Below are 19,563 nucleotides of genomic sequence, written 5' to 3'. Positions count from 1 at the left end.
CGGGACCGGCGCCGTACGCTGGAGGTGTGAAATTTCGCACCTATTGGCGACGGGGACTGCGGCGATGACCGCCGACCCGGCGCCGGTGTGGGCGGCCCTGGCCGACCCCGTGCGACGTGCGATCGTGGACCGGCTGCGCCACGGGCCGGCCACGACCTCGGATCTGCAGGCGGTGGTCGGACGCACCGGCCGCGGCGGCAGGACCGGCTACGGCGCCCTGCATCACCTGAAGGTCCTGCGGGAGGCGGGGCTCGTCACCGCCGAGGCCCGCGGGCGGGAGCGCCTCAACCACCTGAATGCGGCCCGGCTGGTCGAGAGCACGCTGAGCTGGCTCTCGCCCGAGCAGGCCGACGACGCCCTGCGGCTGAATCGTCTGGCCGCCTTCGTCAGCAGGCCGGCGTCCCCGGACGCCGGTACGGAAAGGCCCAGTGCCATGCCCGAGATCAACACCTTCAGCGTCCGCCAGTCCCTCGAGATCGACGCCGACCCCGCCACCGTCTACCGGGCCATCACCCAGGACCTGGAGGCCTGGTGGGGCGCCCCCTACCTGCTGATCGCCGAGGACGGCGACGCGCCGACCCGGATGACCGCCGAGCTGCGCATCGGCGGATCGGTGACCGAGAGCCGGGGGGAGCGCGCCGAGCTGTGGGGCGTCGTCAGCGGCCTGGAGCCGGATCGTGTCTTCGCCTTCACCGGGTCGATGGGCATGCGATCGCCGTGCACCGGCGAGGTCCGCTACGAGCTCGTCCCGGTCGGGGAGCGCACGCGGGTGAACCTGAGTCACGACGCGGTGGGAGCCTTCCCGGCCGAGCGTGCCGCCGGGTACGACCGCGGGTGGGAGGACCTCAACCTGCGCCTGCAGGCCTGGGTCGAGCGCCAGGAACGCTACGGCGTCGGCGGGAAGAACCGGGACACGCGAGCCGGCTGACACACCCCTGAGCGCCAGCTCGTCGATAGATGTCGCGAAACTCCGCGAATCCGTGTCGGATGCAGCATCTCTTGACGAGCTGGCGCGGATAGCGGCAGGTCAGGCGAGGTAGACGGTGCCGTCCGCGACGGTGATCTTGCGCTCGATCAGCGGCTTGTCCGCCGGGCCCTGCAGGACGGCGCCGTCGGCCAGCGCGAACTCCGAGCCGTGGCACGGGCACACGAACTTGTCCGACTCGACGTCGACCGTGCAGCCCTGGTGGGTGCAGGACGGGCTGAACGCGCGGAAGGTGTTGCCCGACGGGTGGGAGAGGAACACCTGCGCGTTGCCGGTGCCCACCAGTTTGCTGGCGCCCACGGGCACGTCGGCGGCCTTCGCCAGTTCGGGTCCGCGGGCGGCCGCCGAGGAACCTCCGGCCGAGGACGCCGTCGCCGAGCCGGGAGCGGACGACCCGCCGGCGGAGGAGCTGCCCGATCCGGTGGGGGCACAGGCGGCGAGGGCAGCGGCCGCCACCGCCGAGGACGAGAGCGTGATGACCACGCGGCGGGACGGGGACGAGGCGGAAGGCTGTTCCATGTCGGTCAGCCTAGGGTCGGCCGATCCGGACGCCCAGCCGACCGGCACTCCTCCGGGGCGATTCAGGGTCAACACCCAGCCGCCCCGGAGGAAATGCAGGTCAGCGCGTTGTCAGCCCTGGTCCGCGTGGAACCGGCGTCCCGTGACCCGCTCGGAGGCGCCCACCCGGTCCAGGTAGGGCGTGATACCGCCCAGGTGCAGCGGCCAGCCGGCACCGAGGATCATGCACAGGTCGATGTCCTCGGGCCCGGCGACGACGCCCTCGTCGAGCATCCGCCGGATCTCGTCGGCCAGCGCGTCTTGCGTGCGGGTCAGTACCTGCTCGGCGGTCGACGGGGTGTCACCGACCTCGAGCAGGGCCAGCGTCTCGTCGGAGACGACGTCGTTCCCGTCCGCGTCCTTCTCGAACAGGCTCGTGCGCCCGGCGTCGATCAGGCGCTGCTGGTTCGCCGAGACGTGGAAGCGGTCGCCGAACGCGGCCTGCAGCGACTCCTGCACGTGCGCGCCGACCGGCAGACCCACGAGCGCGAGCAGGGCGAACGGCGTCATCGGCAGTCCCATCGGAGCCAGCGCGGTGTCCGCGGTGTGCGCGTCGGTGCCCTCGTCGAACACCTTCGTGATCTCGCCGAACATGCGGCCGAGGACGCGGTTGACCACGAACGCGGCGGAGTCCGTGACGAGCACGGCGTTCTTCTTCAGCCCCTTCGCGACGGCGAAGGCGGTGGCGAGCACCGCGTCGTCGGTCTTCGGGGCGCGCACGATCTCCAGCAGCGGCAGCACGGCCACCGGGTTGAAGAAGTGGAAGCCGACCACGCGCTCGGGGTGGGCCAGGTCCTCCGCCATGGCGGTGACGGAGAGCGAGGAGGTGTTGGTGGCGAGGATGCAGTCCTCCCGCACCACGGCCTCGACCTCGGCGAAGACCTGCTTCTTGACGGAGAGCTCCTCGAACACCGCCTCGATGACGAAGTCGGCGTCCGCGAACTGGCCCTTGTCGACCGTCCCGGTCACCAGCGCGGTGATCCGGTTGGCGGCGTCGGTGCTGATCCGGCCCTTGTCCTTGAGCTTGGCGACCTCGGCGTGCACGTACGCGACGCCCTTGTCCACGCGCGCCTGGTCCACGTCGGTCATGACGACGGGCACGGTCAGCCGGCGCGCGAAAAGCAGCGCGAGCTGGCTGGCCATCAGGCCGGCGCCGACGACGCCGACCTTGGTCACCGGGCGCGCGAGCTTCGCATCGGGGGCGCCGGCGGGCCGCTTCGCCCGCTTCTGGACGAGCTCGAGGAAGCCGTACACCGTGGTCTGGAACTCGGGGGTGGTGATCAGCTCGGCGAGAGCGTCGTCCTCCGCGGCGAACGCCTCGGCCTTCGTCCGGTGCCGGCCCTGGTCGAACAGCTCCAGCGCCCGCTGCGGCGCCGGGGTGGCGTTCGAGGTACGGGCGGTGACCACGGCGCGGGCCTTCGCGACGGCGGCGTCCCAGGCGGCGTGGTCGATGGTGTCGTCGTCGAGGGCGTCGGGCCGGGTCACGGTGACCGTGCCGGTCAGCACACCCGCGGCCCAGGTGAGCGACTGCTCGAGGAAGTCGGCGCCCTCGAACAGGGCGTCGGCGATGCCGAGCTCGGCCGCCTGCGGCCCGGTCAGGGTCCGGTTGTTGGCCAGCGCGTTCTCGAAGATGACCTTCTCTGCCTTCGCCGGCCCGATCAGCCGGGGGAGCAGGTAGATGCCGCCCCAGCCGGGCACCAGGCCGAGGTAGACCTCGGGCAGGGCCAGCGCACCGGCGGCGGTGGAGACGGTGCGGTAGTCCGCGTTCAGGGCGATCTCGAGACCGCCGCCGAGCGCGACGCCGTTGATGAACACGAAGCTCGGCACCCCGAGGGAGGTGAGCAGCCCGTACACGTGGTGGCCGAGGCGCGCCATCTGCCGGCCCTGCTCCTGATCGCTCAACCGCGTCGTGGCGGACAGGTCCGCGCCGGCGACGAGGTAGTGCGGCTTGCCGGTGATGCCGACGGCGACGATCTCGCCCGCCGCCGCGCGGGCGGCCAGCCCCTCCAGGGTGCGGCCGAGCTCCACCAGGGTGTTCGGGCCGAGCGTGGTGGGGCGCCGGTGGTCCTGGCCGTTGTCCAGGGTGATCAGCGCCATCGTGCCGGCGCCGGCGGGTAGGGCGACGTCGGTGGTCAGGGAATGGGTGACGACCTCGTCGGCGAAGGCGTCCGCGAGGGGCTGGAACTGCGCGGTGGTGGTGTCGGCGCTCATGCCGTGGCTCCTTCGGTGCTGGTGGTGCCGGTGCTCGCGGTGCCGGTGCTGCTGCTGCCGTAGTCGGCGTGGTGGGGGTTCTCCCAGATGACGGTGGCGCCCATGCCCAGGCCGATGCACATCGTCGTGATGCCGTACCGGACGGACGGGTCCTCCTCGAACTGGCGGGCCAGCTGGGACATCAGCCGCACGCCCGAGGAGGCGAGCGGGTGGCCCACGGCGATGGCGCCGCCGTACCGGTTGACCCGCGGGTCGTCGTCGGCGATGCCGAAGTGGTCCAGGAACGAGAGCACCTGCACGGCGAACGCCTCGTTGATCTCGAACAGGCCGATGTCCTCGATGGACAGGCCCGCGTTGCGCAGTGCCTTCTCCGTCGCGGGCACCGGGCCGACGCCCATCACCTCGGGCTCGACACCGGCGAACGCGAAGGACACCAGGCGCATCTTCACGGGCAGGCCGAGCTCGACGGCCGTCTCCTCGGAGGCCAGCAGCGCCGTGGTCGCGCCGTCGTTCAGGCCGGCGGCGTTGCCGGCGGTGACCCGGCCGTGCGCGCGGAACGGGGTGCGCAGCTCGGCGAGGTCCTCGACGGTGGTGCCCGGTCGCGGCGGCTCGTCCACGGTGCGCAGCTCCCAACCGGAGCCGTCCTTGCGGGTGGCGACCGGCACGAGATCGGGCTGGATCTGCTGCGCCTCGTACGCGGCACCGAGCTTGCGCTGGCTGGCCGCCGCGTAACGGTCGGTGCGCTCCTTGGTGATGGCCGGGAAGCGGTCGTGCAGGTTCTCGGCGGTGTTGCCCATGTTCAGGGCAGCGGGGTCGACGATCCTCTCGCTGACGAAGCGCGGGTTGGGGTCCGCGCCGACGCCCATCGGGTGGTGGCCCATGTGCTCGACACCGCCGGCGATGACGACGTCGTACGCGCCGAAGGCGATGCCGGAGGCGGTGGTGGTCACGGCGGTCATCGCGCCGGCGCACATGCGGTCGATCGCGAAGCCGGGCACGGACCGCGGCAGGCCGGCCAGCAGGGCGGCGGTGCGGCCGATGGTCAGGCCCTGGTCGCCGGACTGCGTCGTGGCGGCGATGGCGACGTCGTCGATGCGCTCGGGCGGCAGTTCGGGATGGCGGCGCAGCAGGTCGCGGATGCAGTGCACGACCAGATCGTCGGCCCGCGTCTGCGCGTAGTAACCCTTCTCGCCGGCCCTGCCGAACGGGGTGCGGACGCCGTCGACGAAGACGACCTCTCGCAGCTGCCTCTGGTTCACGGATGACTCCTCGCACCGATCGCGGTGTGCGCTGGTTCACGCACGTCCTCGATGTTACCCGTGGGTAACAAGCCCGCTCAACCCGCGACGCGGCTGTTCGGCAGCGCGGATGGATCGGTGCAGGTCAGCGGGTGGTCGAGGTCGTCGAGGCGGTGGCGGCCCGCTTCGGTGGTGCGGCCTCGGTGATGCGCAGGGCGTCGAGGACGATGCCGCCCACGAGCTCGCGCTGCCAGGGCCGGGCTCCTGACGCGGTCAGGGCAAGCTCGACGGCGTCGCCGTCCACGGCGTCACCCGCGGCGGGGGGACGCCAGATCACCCGGCGCAGCAGGTCCGGGGTGAGCAGGTTCTCGATCGGGATGGTCCACTGCTCGGACAGCTCGGCGATCCGGGCGCGGGCGGCGGTCAGCCGGGCGGCGGCCACCGGGTCCTTGTCCGACCACTGCCGCACGGGCGGCGGGGAGTCCCCGGCGACGTGCAGGGGCGGGAGGTCCTCGGCGGCGCGGCCGGCGGCGACGGCGCGCAGCCAGCGCGGTGCCTCCCGGCGGGCGGCGCGCCCGTGGAACCCGCGCGTCTCGAGCAACTGCGGCACGGTGCGCGGCATGGCCTGGGCCGCGGCGACGATCGCCGAGTCGGGGATCAGGCGGCCCGGTGCGACGTCGCGGTGGCGGGCCAGGTTGTCGCGCTCGAGCCAGAGTTCCCGCACGGCGGCCAGCTGATGCCGGTCACGGATCTGGTGCAGGCCCGAGGTCCGGCGCCACGGGTCGGTGCGCACGATCGGGGTGGTGGTGAGACGGACGTGCTCGAACTCCTGCCGGGCGAACTCGTCCTTGCCGGTCTCGGTGAGGCGGTCGGCCAGCCGGTCGCGCAGCGCGACGAGCACCTCGACGTCGAGGGCGGCGTACTTCAGCCAGGGTTCGGGCAGCGGGCGGGTGGACCAGTCGACGGCCGAGTGCTCCTTGGCCAGGTGCAGCCCGAGCTCGGCCTCGATCACGGCGCCGAGGCCCACCCGGGGCATGCCGAGCAACCTCGCGGCGAGCTCGGTGTCGAAGAGGCGGTCCGGGCGCATGCCCTGCTCGGCCAGGCACGGCAGGTCCTGGGACGCGGCGTGCAGCACCCACTCGACATCGGTGAGCGCCTCCTGCAGCGGGTCGAGGCCGTCCAGGGCCTCGGGATCCACCAGCCAGGTGCCCGCACCCTCGCGGCGCAGCTGGACCAGGAAGGCGCGCTGCCCGTACCGGAAACCGGAGGCGCGTTCGGCGTCGACCGCGACGGGTCCGGTGCCGGCGGCCAGGGCACGGGCGGCTCGCTCCAGACCCTCGGCGGTGTCGATCACCGGCGGGATGCCCTCGGCCGGGTCGAGCAGGTCGACGACGGCGACGGTGTCCACGGCGGCGCTGTCGGCGGCGGCGGCGTCAGTCTCGGACGGGGTGGCGTCAGGGGCCGGCGTGGTGTCGTCGGGCCGTGGCTGACGGGAAGAGGGACCTGTTGTCATGTCGGGTCAAGGATATCCCGTCGGCACAGGTCAGACGGCGAGACCGGCCGGGCGGGAACGCGACGGCACGGCACCCGACCCGACCGGACGGTCGCTCAGGTCAGGCGCCGGCCCGGCAGTGAGGTGACGCCCTCGGGCAGCGGCGGCAGGCCCGCGAAGGTGCACACCATGTCGCCCCACGCCTCGAGGTGGTCGGTGACGTCCGCGTCGGCCGGAGTCCAGGACGCGCGCAGTTCGATGTCCACGGCGTCCGGGCGGTCCGCGAGCGAGCCGTAGCTCTCCGAGAGGATGCGAGTGGCGGTGCCGCCGGCCTGCCGGAAGGCGGCGCCGTGATCGGCGAGGGCTTCCTGCAGCCACGTCCAGGCGACCGAGCCGAGCATCTGGTCGTTGCCCATCTCGGGCTCGAGCTCGGCCCGGATGTAGGTGACGATACGGAAGTGCCCGTCCCACACCGGGGAACCGTCCGGGTCGTGCAGAAGGATGAAGCGGCCGTGGGCCAGCTCGGGTGTGTCGTCGCTGCCGAGGGCCAGCCGCGCCGGGCCGTGCACCGGAGTGAGGGTCGGTCCGCTGGCGGTCACGTCGGCGCCGAGCGCGACGGCGAAGGGCGCGAGGCGGCTGGGAGCGGGAATCTCGTGGAGCGCGAGTTCCCGGCGCACGCGCGCCCGCCGCAGGGCGCCCAGGGCCGTGATGAAGTCGGCCGGCGCGTGCTCCAGGCCGCCGATCGTGGTCACCCTCGGAACACTAGTGGCCGGGGTGGAGCCGGGGATCGAGGCGCGCCGCACACGTGCGCGCGCCCCGGCCCGGCGGACGGGTCAGCCCTGTGCGGCCGGTGACCCATCGTCGTCACCGTCGTCGCGCACGAGGCGCATCGAGACGGAGTTCATGCAGTAGCGCAGATCGGTCGGGGTGCCGTATCCCTCGCCCTCGAACACGTGGCCGAGGTGGGAGTCGCAGGTCGCGCAGCGCACCTCGACGCGGTCCATACCCATGGTGCGGTCGTGGATGTAGCGGACGCGCTCCTCGGCCAGCGGGGCGTAGAAGGACGGCCAGCCGCAGTGGGAGTCGAACTTGGTGTCGCTGCGGAACAGCTCGGCGCCGCAGGCGCGGCACTGGTAGACGCCGGTCTCGTGGCTGTCCCAGTACTCGCCGGTGTAGGGGCGCTCGGTTCCCGCGCGGCGCAGCACGGCGAACTCCTCGGGCGTCAACTCCTGGCGCCACTCGTCCTCGGACTTGGTCACGGTGCTGGTCGGCTGATCGGTCACGGATGCTCCTCGGTTCGCGGTCGAGATCCCTGATGTGGAGATGCTGGGGTTCCGGATGCTGTCGGGCCGGGTCCCGGCCCACTGGTGTCAACGCGGCGCGCGGGTACCCGTATTCCGGTGCGGGGCCCGCTCGGCGGTGCCGGTCAGGTGCAGGTCAGGTGCCGGTCAGGAGTCGCCGATGAAGCTGGAGCCCGAGTAGAGGTGCAGGACGGGCAGGCCCAGCTTGTCCTGCGCGCGGGTCGCCCAGTCGGTGTGGAAGGTGTCCTCGACGGCGTGCGGGACGGTGATCACGACGGCCTCGCGAGCGTCGTGAGCGCGGACGGCGGCGACCAGGGCGTCGACCGGCTTCTCCGCGGCGACCTCCCCGGTGACAGCGGCACCGGCGCGCTCGAGGACCTCCAGCGACGTGCGCAGCGCCTCCTCCGGCCGGGGCCGATCCGTCGGGCCGTGCTCGTCACCGCCACGCTCGGGCAGCTCGAAGAGGCTGAGCCGGTCGATCAGCTCGACCAGCAGGGACCGGCCGGTGCGGCCCGGGAGGACGACGTGGAAGGCGACGTCGACGTCGGGGTGCAGGGCGGTCAGGTTGGCGGCATCCGCGTCCAGCAGCGGCTGCTCGGTCAGCACGACGATGGTCTCGCTCATGCGGGAAGTCTAGTGGGGGAGCGGGTCCCGGGTCCCGAGCCGGTGTCGCTCCGTGGCGGTGCTCTGCTCTGCTGGGTTGTGCCTGCCGTCCGGCTGGGTTGTGCCTGCCGTCCGGCTGGGTTGTGCCTGCCGTCCGGCGTTCAGGGCTGCGTGGTACGAATGGGCCATGGCGATGGACTCCCGTGGGCGCACCGGCGCGGCCGGTGCGGTGCTGCCCTGGCTGCGCTGGGGTGGCACCGGGCTGGCGGCAGGAGCCGCGGTGGCCTCGGTGCTCGCGGCCACGTCGTCCGGTCTGGCCGCCTACTACGCGCGCATGATCGTCATCCCCAATCGCCGCCGCGAGGACCTCGAGATCCTTGCCGTTGCGGGCGTGGCCGGACAGCGCCGCGTCGTCCTGCCCGCCACCGCGGAGACGACCGTGCCCGGCCGGTATGCGCTCTACGTCGGCGGCGGAGCCAGTCGCGCGCTGATCGGGGAGATCCTCTCGCTCGACGGGTCGACCGTGACCCGCGCCGTGACCGGGGGCGACGAGGCCGCGCTCGCGGCCGCCACCCGGGGCTGGTGGTCCGGCGACATCATCGCCGACCCCGGCGAGCTCGGCCTGGCTCACGTCGACGTGCAGATCGGCACCCCGGCGGGCCTGGCTCCGGCCTGGCGGATCGACCCCGACGACCCGCACGCCCCCGAGGCGTCGACCTGGGTGATCGGCATCCACGGGCGCGGGGCCCGGCGCAGCGAGACCCTGCGCGGCGCGGCCGTCATGCACCGGCTCGGGCACACCATGCTCGCGATCGCGTACCGCAACGACGGGGAGGCGCCCCGCGCGGACGGCGGCCGCTACGGCCTCGGCGGGACCGAGTGGCGGGACGTGGACGCGGCCATCGCGTACGCCCTCGACCACGGGGCCGAGCGGATCGTGCTGCTGGGGTACTCGATGGGCGGGGCGGTGGCCCTGCAGACGGTCGACCAGTCGACGTGGGCGCACCGGATCGCCGCCCTCGTGCTCGACGCCCCGGTGGTGAACTGGACGGACGTGCTCGGATACCAGGCGAGGCTGAACCGGGTGCCGGACTCGATCGGCCAGTTCTCGCAGCTGATGATCTCCCACTCCGCCGGCCGGGCCGTGACCGGGCTCGTGGCCCCGGTGGACCTGAAGAGCATGGACTGGGTCTCCCGCGCCGAGCACCTGCACACCCCGACCCTGATCATCCACTCGGTGGACGACGACTTCGTGCCCGCGGGCCCGTCCGAGGAGCTGGCCCGGCGCAACCCGGAGTTCGTCCGGTTCGTGCCCTTCGACGCCGCACGGCACACCAAGGAGTGGAACGTGGACCCGGAGCGGTGGGAGGCCGTCGTCGCCGACTGGCTGCCCACGGCGCTGCGCGGGTCGGCGCCGGCCCCGCGCTAGCTGAGGCTCTCGGCGTCCTGGGTCGGCGGCGAGTGGACGGTTGATGCGGCGTACGGGCCCGGGTGTCGAGTGGACGGTTGCTGCGGCGTACAGGCCCGGGGGTGACGTCGTCCGTCCACTGGGCGACGAGGTCTTCGCCGAGTGTGCGGATACTGCAGTCATCCGGCCCGAATGGGTGCGTTATCCGCACACTCGGCGGACGAAATCGATGCGGGGCCCGCCCGGGGCGGGTCAGGAAGCGGCGGCGCCCTGCGCGGCGAGCTGCTGGGCGATCTGACGCTTGATCCGCATCAGCATCGCGCCCATGCCGCGCATCCGCAGCGGGGTGACGGCACGGGTGAGGCCGAGCATGTCGGGGGTGTCCTCGGGGACGGCGAGCACCTGGGCCGCGGTCGATCCGGCGAGGCCCTGCTGCAGGACGCTGGCGAAGCCGCGCGTCGTGGGCGCCTCGGCGGGCGCCGAGAAGTGCAGGTCGACCCGGTCGCCACCGTCGGCGACGTCGACCTTGACGAACAGCGGCGTCTGGCACTCGACGACCTGCTCGAGCAGTTCCGGATGCTTGCCGTACTCCGCGGGCAGGTCCGCCAGCTCCCGGGAGAACTCGAGCAGGAGCTGGAGGCGCTCGCGCTCGTCGACGGCCTGGAAGTCGTCGACGATCTCGGCGAGCTTGTCGGGCAGGGCGGGGGAGTTGGGGGTGGTGCTCACGATCACTCAGTCTAGGCGCGCGGGCGTTCTCGCGCCGTCGCGCACACCACACCGCCGGTGCGGCCGAGCCGGACGAGGCTCACGATCGGCGGCCGGGACGACGACGGGCGCCGCGGACCGGGTGGTCCGCGACGCCCGTCGCTGGGGAGCAGCGGCGTCAGCGCGCGGCGGGAGCCTCGCCCGGTGCGTCACCGGTGGCGATCGGCACGCGCACTGCGTTGCCCCACTCGGTCCAGGAGCCGTCGTAGTTGCGGACGGACTCGAAGCCGAGCAGGTGGGAGAGCACGAACCAGGTGTGGCTGGACCGCTCGCCGATGCGGCAGTAGGCGATCACGTCGTCGCCATCCTTCAGACCGGCACCGTCGAGATAGACCTTCTCCAGTTCCTCGCGGGACTTGAAGGAGCCGTCCTCGGCGGCGGCCTTCGCCCACGGCACAGACGCCGCGGACGGGATGTGACCGCCGCGCAGGGCGCCCTCCTGCGGGTAGGCCGGCATGTGGGTCTTCGCGCCGGAGTACTCCTCGGGGGAGCGGACGTCGATGAGCGGCTTGCCGAAGTGGGCGAGCACGTCCTCCTTGAAGGCCCGGATCTGCGCGTCGGAGCGCTCGACCTCGGGGTAGTCGCCGCCCGCGGCCGGGTCCGATGCCTCCGTGGTCAGGTCGCGGCCCTCGGCGACCCACTTGTCGCGGCCACCGTCCATCAGCCGGACGTCCTCGTGGCCGAAGAGGGTGAAGACCCACAGGGCGTACGCGGCCCACCAGTTCGACTTGTCGCCGTAGATGACGACGGTGGTGTCGCGGGAGATGCCCTTGCTGTTCATCAGCTGGGCGAAGGTCGCGCCGTCGACGTAGTCGCGGGTCACCGGGTCGTTCAGGTCCGTGTGCCAGTCGACCTTCACCGCACCCGGGATGTGCCCGGTCTCGTACAGCAGCACGTCCTCGTCGGACTCGACCAGGACGAAGTCACCGTGCTCGGGGTGCGCGGAGTCGACGCGTTCGGCCACCCAGTCGGTCGAGACGAGCCGGTCGGGGTGCGCGTAGCCGCGGAACTTCTCGTTCGCATCCGCTGCGATGGTCATCGGACATCCTTCTTCCGGTCGGGGTCTGATCCAGCCCCCACCCTAGCCGTGGCCACCGGGGTGTGTCCGGCCCCGATGCCGTCGGCGTCATCCGCCGTCACCCCCGCGCGCAGGGGCACGCGACCGTCGGGGGAGAGGGGTGCTGCCGTACTGTGGGTACGCATCGAGAACCGACGCACCACCCTGGGAGGACTGACGCCGTGGGCGAGATCGTGCACCTGGTCGACCGACAGCCGACGGTCTCCGCCGACGACCTGCTGGCCGGATTCCATCCGTCACCGCGCTTCGGGGAGGTCTCGTTCGACACCTACCGTCCGGACCCCGCGCAGCCCACGCAGACGGAAGCGGTGCACGCGCTGAAGTCCTTCGCCGCGGCCATCGAGGCGCCCGCTCCGTCCGGGTGGCGCAAGCTCTTCGGTTCCCGGCCGCCCGAGACCAAGGCCGGGATCTATCTCGACGGCGGCTTCGGCGTCGGCAAGACCCACCTGCTGGCCTCGCTGTGGCACGCGGTGGAGGGTCCCAAGGCGTTCGGCACCTTCGTCGAGTACACGAACCTCGTGGGGGCCATGTCCTTCCGCCGCGCCGTCGACGAGCTGCAGCGCTACCGGCTGGTGTGCATCGACGAGTTCGAGCTCGACGACCCGGGCGACACGGTGATGATGTCCCGGCTGATGCGTGAGCTCGCCGACGCGGGCGTCAAGCTCGCCGCCACCTCCAACACGCTGCCCGGGGCCCTCGGCGAGGGTCGGTTCGCGGCGGTCGACTTCAAGCGGGAGATCCAGGTGCTGGCGGACCAGTTCGACGTCGTGCGGATCGACGGCGAGGACTACCGGCACCGCGGGCTGCCCGCCGCCCCCGAGCCGCTGACGGACGACGCGGTCTCCGCCGCCGCCGACGCCGCGGCGCAGGACGGGAGGACGGTCGCGCTCGACGACGTCCAGACCCTGGTCGAGCACCTCTCGAAGGTCCACCCGAGCCGGTATCGGCAGTTGATCGACGGCGTCGACGTCGTCGCCTGGCGAGGCGTGCAGACCATCACCCGGCAGGACCAGGCCCTGCGGTTCGTGGTCCTCGCCGACCGGCTCTACGACAAGGACGTGCCGATCATCTCCAGCGGCGAGCCGCTGGACCGGCTCTTCTCCGAGGAGATGATGGCCGGCGGCTACATGAAGAAGTACTTCCGGGCGGTGTCCCGCCTGACCGCGCTGACGCGCGAGGGCGGCACCGCCGGCTGACGGCGTCGTCCGGGCCCGGACACACGTGAACCGACGCCACCCGCAGGTGACGCCGGCTCACGGCTCGATCATTCGTCTGGGCAGTCCTCCGTCGGCCTCACGCGGCCGCGGTCACCCGCTTAGGCGTCAGCGCCCCAGGTCGGGGTCCACCTTCGTCGGGTCGGGCTGCGTCGCGTCCTCGGTGGGCGCGGAGGGGGTCTCGGTACCGGGCGTTCCCGTGCTCGGCGTTCCGGTGCCACTGCCGGGCGTGGTGCCCGTGGTGGTTCCCGTCTCGCCGGGCCGGTCCTGTGAACCGAGGCGGTTCACGGCGTCGCCGGCCTTCTGCTGCACGGAATCGATGCGGTCGGCATACTTCCCGCCGGTCTTCTGGTCGATGAAGTCACCGGCCTTCTCGATGCCCTGCTTCACCTGATCCTCATGACCGCGGACGGCGTCAGCGGCCTTGTCGAACAGGCCCGAGGCTTTGCCCTTCAGATTGTCGAAAGCAGACATGCCACCTCCTCTCTGCCGGGAGGCCCGTCGCCTCCGTGTGCGAACCATGCTAGAGCAGTCGGCTCGCGGGAGACCCGGGTGACGGCGCCGAGTTCGCCGGTTTCACGGCGAGCGGAATGCCATGCCCGGTGAACGGCACGGGCTCGACCGCCGAGATCGGTCCTGACGACGAGAGAGGGCCCCGGAGCGACTCCGGGACCCTCGATGCGGTGGGCGATACTGGGTTCGAACCAGTGACCTCTTCGGTGTGAACGAAGCGCGCTACCACTGCGCTAATCGCCCTCGCGTGCCACCCGCAGGCCGGGCAGCGATTCACCATCGTAGCGGAGTCGGAACCGGGCGCGAAATCGGTGTGGACCGCCCTGGACGGCTCGGTGGAGGGCGGGATGTCGGTGCGGTCACGAGACCGTGAAATCCGCGCGAACACAGGGATCACCGGCCGATTTGGAACTGCGCCGGGACGCCTGTAGAGTCATTTCTCGCAAGAACACGGCGGCACCGCCCCGAGGCGGGCCGGTTTCTTCATGCGGACGTAGCTCAGCTGGTAGAGCACCACCTTGCCAAGGTGGATGTCGCGGGTTCGAATCCCGTCGTCCGCTCGCACGTCACTGTTCAGTCAGTCGGTGATCCGGACCTCCAGTCCGGCCTCCGGACGGCGGTCCGAGTGGACCACCTGGTCACGGTGGGGTGGCCGAGAGGCGAGGCAGCGGCCTGCAAAGCCGTATACGCGGGTTCGAATCCCGTCCCCACCTCCAGCCCCGGAGAGTTCCGACCCTCCGACGGCGACATGGGCGCGATTGGCGCAGCGGTAGCGCGCTTCCCTGACACGGAAGAGGTCACTGGTTCGATCCCAGTATCGCGCACGACAGAAGGCCCCGGCGGGTGACCGCCGGGGCCTTCGTGCGTCCGGGGCCTGACACACGAAGGCCGAGCGGCCCTGCGCACCCCATCCGGGCCGAGCCCGGCGCGGGCGTTGGAGAAACGTCGGTGGCCGGTGGGAGAGTGAAGGCATGACGCAACCGAGGCTGGCGCACCAGACCGAACACGGACGGATGTACTCGAGATCGACGAGTGCGCCGCCGACGGTGCCGTCCATCACCACCGTCATCGGCCAGCAGGCCATGGACCTGACCGGCTGGTCCGGCTACATGGCCGCGAACCACCTGGCTTCCCACCCGGAGCTGCGCGGCGCCTCGGCCGATCCGGGGCAGCTGCGCGCTCTCGTGCGGGAGTCCGCGGCCGCCGCCGAGCGGTACCGCGACCGTGCCGCCGAGCGCGGGGACCGTGTGCACTACTACGCCGAGCAGGTCGCCCTCCGGCACCTGGACCGGGAGCACCGCGTGCGGGAGGCCCGGGAGGACCTCGCCCAGCACGACGAGCACCCCTTCGCGGACCGGTTCGACGAGTGGTGGGACGCGTACGCGGTGGAGCCCCTGGCCGCCGAGGTGACCGTGTGGAACCACGAGGTCGGCTACGCCGGCACCCTCGACCTGGTCGCCCGCATCGGGGGCCGGGTGTGCCTGATCGACTTCAAGACCAAGGGCACGGACCGGGACGGCTTCGTCAAGGCCCTCGACGACAAGGTCGTCATGCAGCTGGTGGCCGGCATGAAGGCGCAGGAGATCCTCGTCGACCCGGTGGCCGGCACCTGGGAGGCCTTCCCGTACGGCGCGAACCCGCTGCTGCTGCCGGTCGCCATCGGGCAGACCGAGGTGCGGCCGATGCGAGCCCGCGACGACGTCCTCGCCCACCACTGGTACAAGTTCTGCTCGCTGCGCCGCGTGTGGGAGACCTCTACGGACGCCACCGCAGCCGGCCGGGCGCTGCTGCCCATCGCGCCGCCGCCGGCATCGAGCGCCGCGACCGCCGGTTCCGGTGCGCAGGACGCCGCCGCGTCGTCGGCGATCACCGACGCCGAGGCCGGGACCACGCACCGCACCCCGTCCGGATCGACCGCCGTCTCCGCGCTCGCCGGGTCCTCGTCGGGCGCCTGAGCGGTTCGTCGGCGTCGGCGTCCCGACCACTAGACTGGAGCGCCGGACCGGACCACACGGGGCCCGGACGACGACACGAGGAGCGCGACGACAGCGATGGCGATACTGCCCGTCCGGGTGCTGGGTGACCCGATCCTGCGGACCCGGGCCGAGGCCGTGACCCGGTTCGACGACGCCCTCGCCCGGCTGGTCGAGGACATGCACGAGACGATGATCGCCGTCGGAGGTGTCGGGCTCGCCGGCCCGCAGGTCGGCGTCGGGCTGCGCGTCTTCACCTGGGAGGTGGACGGCTCCTCCGGGCACGTCGTCAATCCCGTCCTCACGATCGAGGAGGAGACGCAGGCCGGCATGGAGGGCTGTCTCTCCGTCCCGGCGATCGGCGGCCACACCACTCGCGCGCAGCGGGCCACCGTCACCGGCGTGGACGTCGGGGGCGCTCCCGTGACCGTCACCGGCGAGGGGCTGCTCGCCCGCTGCCTCCAGCACGAGACCGACCACCTCGACGGGATGCTCTACCTCGACCGGCTGATCGGCGACGAGCGGCGCACCGTGATGGCGGCGCTGCGCACGGACGACTGGCGCTCCGCCGTCGACCAGGTGCAGGCCGAACGGCGGGACCTCGATGCCGCCGGCAGCGTGACGACGCCGCACCGCGGGACGACCGGGGCCGCGCCGACGAGTGCACCGGGCAGGGCTGCCGCTCCCGGCGCGAGCTTCTTCGGCGGCGGCCGATGAGGATCCTGTTCGCGGGTACCCCGGAGACGGCGGCCGATTCGCTCCGCCGGCTGCAGGAGCGGCTCGATGGGACCGACCGGCAGATCGTCGCCGTGCTCACCCGGCCCGACGCGCCGCTCGGGCGCAAGCGTGTGCTCACGCCGTCGCCGGTGGCCGCTGCCGCCGTCGAGGCGGGGTTGCCGGTGATCAAGGCCGCCCGGGTCGACGACGACGTCCGGTCCCAGCTGGCTGCTCTCGACCTCGACGTGGCCGTCGTCGTCGCCTACGGCGCGCTCGTGCCCGCTGCCGCGCTGGACCTTCCCCGCCACGGCTGGCTCAACCTGCACTTCTCCCTGCTTCCCGCCTACCGCGGGGCCGCCCCCGCCCAGCGGGCCATCATTGACGGGCACACCGAGACCGGCGCGAGCGTCTTCGCCCTGCGCACCGGTCTGGACACCGGCCCCGTGTACGCCACGGTCACCGCGCCGATCGGGCCGGACGACACGGCGACGTCGCTGCTGCAGACCCTCACCGTCACGGGCTCGGACCTGCTGGCCGGCGTGCTCGACGGCCTCGCCGACGGATCGGCGCACGCCACCGAGCAGACCGGTGACGTCACGCTCGCCCCGAAGCTGAGCCTGGAGGACGGGCGACTCGACTGGTCCGCCTCCGCCGCGGCGCTGGACGCCCGCAGTCGCGGCGTCACCCCCGAACCGGGAGCCTGGACCATGCTGGACGGGCAGCGCGTCAAGCTCGGTCCGGTCCGGGACGCCGCGCGTGCGGACGCCTCGTCCCGTGTCGACGAACCGCCCGCGCTCGAGCCCGGCCTCGTGGCCGGACACGGCAGGACGGTGCTGGTCGGAGCCGGTGACGGCGCGGTCGTGCTGAGCACCGTGCAGCCCGCCGGACGTACCCCGATGCCCGCCGCGGACTGGTGGCGTGGCGCCCAGCACGGTCAGGAGATCCGTTTTGGCTGACAACGACAGGAACGGTCACGACCGTGACCGGCGTGACGATCGCGGTCGGGCAGGTGCTGGTGGCCGTGCCGGCGGGAACCGGCGGGACGACCGCGGCGATCGCGCCGGCCGTCCCTCAGGCGCAGGCGACGACCGGCGTCAGGCCGGGGACCGGCAGCCGCGTGGCGCCGGCGAGAACCGAGGCGGCGGGGCACGCGGCGGCGGAGAGGTCCGCCGGAACGCGCAGGGCCGTGAACGCAACCGCGGTGGTGAGCGCAGCTTCAGCGCGTCCGCGCCGGCCCGCCGCGGACGCACGTCCGACCCGGCCCGTCTGGCCGCCTTCGAGACGCTGCGTGCCGTCAGCGCCGACGACGCCTACGCCAACCTGGTCCTGCCGGCCCGGCTGCGCCGCCACGGGCTGAGTGGACGCGACGCCGGTTTCGCCACCGAACTGGCCTACGGATCGCTCCGTTCGCTCGGCACCTGGGACGCGATCCTCGCCCGCTGTGTGGACCGTCCCCTCGAGTCGGTCGACGCTCCCGTGCGCGACGCCCTGCGCCTGGGCGTCCACCAGCTGCTCGCGATGCGGGTGCCCGCCCACGCGGCCCTCGACCAGACCGTGGCGCTGGCCCGGGAGGCGATCGGCGCCGGGCCCAGTGGGTTCATCAACGCGGTGCTGCGGCGTGTCTCCGAGCGCTCGCTCGACGACTGGCTGCAGGAGTTGACCGCCGGCGTGGACGACACCACCGCCGCCGGGCTGCGCTACAGCCATCCGACGTGGGTCGTGCGCGCCATGCGGCAGGCGCTCGTCGCCCACGGCCGCGACGCCGGCGAACTGACCGACCTGCTCACGGCCGACAACGCCGCCCCGGTGGTCAACCTGGTGGCCCTGCCCGGCCTCGGCGACCTCGACGAGGTGCTCGCCGCCGGGGCCCACGAGGGTGAGCTCGCCGCCGGATCCGCCTCCATCGCCGCAGGGGACCTGAGCCGCTTCACCGGTGTCCAGGACGGCACCGTCCGCATCCAGGACGTCGGCTCCCAGCTCGTCGCCCGCGTCCTGGCCGCCGCGCCGGTCCAGCCCGCGAGCACCGGCGACGCGGACATCGACGGTACCGACGGCGAACGCTGGCTCGACGGATGCGCCGGGCCCGGCGGCAAGGCCGCGCTGCTCGCCGCGCTGGCCCTCGAGAGCGGCGCCACGGTGACCGCCAACGAGCCGGCCCCGCACCGGGCGGACCTGGTCCGCCGGGCACTCGGCGCCGTGCCCGAGGCCGCGTGGCGGATCACCGAACGAGACGCACGGGACATCGGCGCCGAGGAGACCGGCCGGTACGACCGGGTCCTCGTGGACGTGCCCTGCTCCGGTCTCGGCGCCCTGCGCCGCCGTCCCGAGGCGCGCTGGCGGCGCACCCCCGCGGACGTCGCCCAGCTCGGCGCCCTGCAGCGTGACCTGCTCCGCTCCGCGATCGCGGCGACCCGTCCCGGCGGCGTCGTCGCCTACGCGACCTGCTCGCCGCACCCGGCGGAGACGGTCGCCGTCGTCGACGACGTGCTGCGCGCGTATCCCGGGGTGGAACTGCTCGACACCCCGGCCGTGCTCGACGACGCCGCCCTCGTCCCGCTGCACGCGGGCGGCATCGAGGGCTCCGACCGGGACGCTCCCGGTCCCCGCACCGCCCAGCTCTGGCCGCACGTCCACGGCACGGACGCCATGTTCCTGGCGCTGCTGCGGGTGCCCGCGAACGCGGACGCCCCGAGCGCCGGCACGCAGAACACCACGACGCAGACCACCAGTACGCAGAACACCCGCACGCAGAACACCAGCACGCAGCACACCCGCACGACGGAGGCCCCGTGACCGAGTCCGCACCCGCGCCATCGACCTCGCCCGCATCAGGGCACCGGCCCGTGAGGATCCACCCGAGCATCCTCTCGGCCGACTTCGCGAACCTCGAGGCGGAGCTGGGCCGGATCGCCGACGCGGACAGCGTGCACGTGGACATCATGGACAACCACTTCGTGCCGAACCTGACGCTCGGGCTGCCGGTCGTTCAGCGCCTCCAGCAGGTGAGCCCGATCCCGCTGGACGTGCACCTGATGATCGCGGATCCCGATCGCTGGGCTCCGGGCTACGCGGAGGCGGGGGCGGCATCGGTCACGTTCCACGCCGAGGCGGCGCGCGCGCCCGTCCGCCTCGCGCGGGAACTGCGGTCCCTCGGTGCGCGGGCCGGCGTCGCCCTGCGTCCGGCCACCCCGGTCGAGCCGTGGCTGGACCTGCTCGCCGAGATGGACCTACTGCTCGTGATGACGGTCGAGCCCGGCTTCGGTGGCCAGGCGTTCCTCGACGTCATGCTGCCCAAACTGCGTCGGGCCCGGGCCGCGATCGACGGCTCGGGGGCCGCAGTTGCCCTGCAGGTGGACGGGGGCGTGACCGCGGAGACCATCGTAGCCGCCGCCGACGCCGGGGCCGACGTGTTCGTCGCCGGCTCCTCGGTCTACGGGGCCGACGACGCCGCGTCCGTGATCGCGGATCTCCGCCGGGCCGCCGGCGGCTGCTGAGGCGGACGCGCGC

Annotated in this window: 18 protein-coding genes and 4 tRNA genes; 11 read left to right on the top strand and 11 right to left on the bottom strand. The window is 72.9% G+C overall.

What is annotated here, in order from left to right; translation table 11 throughout:
* Positions 1-64: 64 nt before the first annotated feature.
* Positions 65-928: a helix-turn-helix domain-containing protein gene (locus BGP79_RS10265; protein WP_076695143.1), complete on the top strand. Its 864-nt coding sequence runs from the start codon at positions 65-67 to the stop codon at positions 926-928.
* A gap of 99 nt (positions 929-1,027) precedes the next feature.
* Here the strand turns inward: BGP79_RS10265 and BGP79_RS10260 are convergent, their stop codons facing one another.
* The 7 genes from BGP79_RS10260 to BGP79_RS10230 all read right to left on the bottom strand — a co-directional run bounded on the left by BGP79_RS10260 (position 1,028) and on the right by BGP79_RS10230 (position 8,409).
* Positions 1,028-1,504, bottom strand: coding sequence for a Rieske (2Fe-2S) protein (locus tag BGP79_RS10260; protein ID WP_076695141.1), 477 nt, complete (start codon positions 1,502-1,504; stop codon positions 1,028-1,030).
* A gap of 111 nt (positions 1,505-1,615) precedes the next feature.
* Complete coding sequence (locus tag BGP79_RS10255) at positions 1,616-3,754, bottom strand: 3-hydroxyacyl-CoA dehydrogenase NAD-binding domain-containing protein (RefSeq protein WP_076695139.1); 2,139 nt, start codon at positions 3,752-3,754, stop codon at positions 1,616-1,618.
* Positions 3,751-5,013 (bottom strand): thiolase family protein, encoded by a 1,263-nt coding sequence (locus tag BGP79_RS10250; protein ID WP_076695137.1) that lies wholly within the window; start codon positions 5,011-5,013, stop codon positions 3,751-3,753. The genes BGP79_RS10255 and BGP79_RS10250 overlap by 4 nt, the downstream gene beginning before the upstream one ends.
* 124 nt (positions 5,014-5,137) lie before the next feature.
* A complete protein-coding gene (locus BGP79_RS10245) occupies positions 5,138-6,505 on the bottom strand; it encodes an HRDC domain-containing protein (protein WP_076695135.1) in 1,368 nt (455 codons plus the stop codon).
* Positions 6,506-6,600: 95 nt separating this feature from the next.
* Positions 6,601-7,236, bottom strand: coding sequence for a DUF3000 domain-containing protein (locus BGP79_RS10240; RefSeq protein WP_083701782.1), 636 nt, complete (start codon positions 7,234-7,236; stop codon positions 6,601-6,603).
* 81 nt (positions 7,237-7,317) lie between these two features.
* Positions 7,318-7,767, bottom strand: coding sequence for a peptide-methionine (R)-S-oxide reductase MsrB (gene msrB / locus BGP79_RS10235; protein WP_143588373.1), 450 nt, complete (start codon positions 7,765-7,767; stop codon positions 7,318-7,320).
* Positions 7,768-7,932: 165 nt separating this feature from the next.
* A complete protein-coding gene (locus BGP79_RS10230) occupies positions 7,933-8,409 on the bottom strand; it encodes a hypothetical protein (protein WP_076695132.1) in 477 nt (158 codons plus the stop codon).
* 166 nt (positions 8,410-8,575) lie between these two features.
* Between BGP79_RS10230 and BGP79_RS10225 the strand changes: the two genes are divergently transcribed.
* The gene (locus BGP79_RS10225) at positions 8,576-9,817 is read left to right on the top strand and encodes an alpha/beta hydrolase (RefSeq protein WP_076695130.1); all 1,242 of its coding nucleotides are present in this window, start codon (positions 8,576-8,578) and stop codon (positions 9,815-9,817) included.
* Between the two features lie 231 nt (positions 9,818-10,048).
* Here BGP79_RS10225 and BGP79_RS10220 read toward each other — a convergent pair whose 3' ends face one another.
* Positions 10,049-10,522, bottom strand: a complete 474-nt coding sequence (locus tag BGP79_RS10220) for a SufE family protein (RefSeq protein ID WP_076695128.1) — start codon at positions 10,520-10,522, stop codon at positions 10,049-10,051.
* A 157-nt stretch (positions 10,523-10,679) separates the two neighbouring features.
* The gene (locus BGP79_RS10215) at positions 10,680-11,600 is read right to left on the bottom strand and encodes a sulfurtransferase (RefSeq protein ID WP_076695126.1); all 921 of its coding nucleotides are present in this window, start codon (positions 11,598-11,600) and stop codon (positions 10,680-10,682) included.
* Between the two features lie 200 nt (positions 11,601-11,800).
* Here BGP79_RS10215 and zapE point away from each other — a divergent pair, with 200 nt between their 5' ends.
* Positions 11,801-12,835, top strand: coding sequence for a cell division protein ZapE (gene zapE / locus BGP79_RS10210; protein WP_076695124.1), 1,035 nt, complete (start codon positions 11,801-11,803; stop codon positions 12,833-12,835).
* Between the two features lie 126 nt (positions 12,836-12,961).
* Here zapE and BGP79_RS10205 read toward each other — a convergent pair whose 3' ends face one another.
* Complete coding sequence (locus tag BGP79_RS10205) at positions 12,962-13,327, bottom strand: antitoxin (RefSeq protein ID WP_076695123.1); 366 nt, start codon at positions 13,325-13,327, stop codon at positions 12,962-12,964.
* A gap of 210 nt (positions 13,328-13,537) precedes the next feature.
* Positions 13,538-13,609 (bottom strand) — tRNA-Val (locus BGP79_RS10200).
* Positions 13,610-13,853: 244 nt separating this feature from the next.
* Here BGP79_RS10200 and BGP79_RS10195 point away from each other — a divergent pair.
* The 8 genes from BGP79_RS10195 to rpe all read left to right on the top strand — a co-directional run bounded on the left by BGP79_RS10195 (position 13,854) and on the right by rpe (position 19,550).
* Positions 13,854-13,926 (top strand) — tRNA-Gly (locus BGP79_RS10195).
* Between the two features lie 82 nt (positions 13,927-14,008).
* Positions 14,009-14,082: transfer RNA gene (locus tag BGP79_RS10190), tRNA-Cys, on the top strand.
* A 36-nt stretch (positions 14,083-14,118) separates the two neighbouring features.
* Positions 14,119-14,190 (top strand) — tRNA-Val (locus BGP79_RS10185).
* 147 nt (positions 14,191-14,337) lie between these two features.
* On the top strand, positions 14,338-15,321 hold the full coding sequence (locus BGP79_RS10180; protein ID WP_233121379.1) for a cytochrome: 984 nt from the start codon (positions 14,338-14,340) through the stop codon (positions 15,319-15,321).
* A 96-nt stretch (positions 15,322-15,417) separates the two neighbouring features.
* Positions 15,418-16,056 carry a peptide deformylase gene (gene def / locus BGP79_RS10175; RefSeq protein WP_076695119.1) on the top strand — a complete coding sequence of 213 codons (639 nt, stop codon included), beginning with the start codon at positions 15,418-15,420 and terminating at the stop codon, positions 16,054-16,056.
* Positions 16,053-17,012, top strand: coding sequence for a methionyl-tRNA formyltransferase (gene fmt, locus BGP79_RS10170; RefSeq protein ID WP_076695117.1), 960 nt, complete (start codon positions 16,053-16,055; stop codon positions 17,010-17,012). The genes def and fmt overlap by 4 nt, the downstream gene beginning before the upstream one ends.
* Entirely contained in the window at positions 17,005-18,849 is a 1,845-nt protein-coding gene (locus BGP79_RS10165) for an RsmB/NOP family class I SAM-dependent RNA methyltransferase (protein WP_076695115.1), read from the top strand. The genes fmt and BGP79_RS10165 overlap by 8 nt, the downstream gene beginning before the upstream one ends.
* A 50-nt stretch (positions 18,850-18,899) precedes the next feature.
* Positions 18,900-19,550 (top strand): ribulose-phosphate 3-epimerase, encoded by a 651-nt coding sequence (gene rpe, locus BGP79_RS10160; protein WP_076695113.1) that lies wholly within the window; start codon positions 18,900-18,902, stop codon positions 19,548-19,550.
* The last annotated feature ends 13 nt before the right edge of the window (positions 19,551-19,563 follow it).

This window comes from Tersicoccus sp. Bi-70, from assembly GCF_001968825.1.
GTDB lineage: Bacteria > Actinomycetota > Actinomycetes > Actinomycetales > Micrococcaceae > Tersicoccus.
This window is presented reverse-complemented; position numbering and strand designations above follow the sequence as displayed.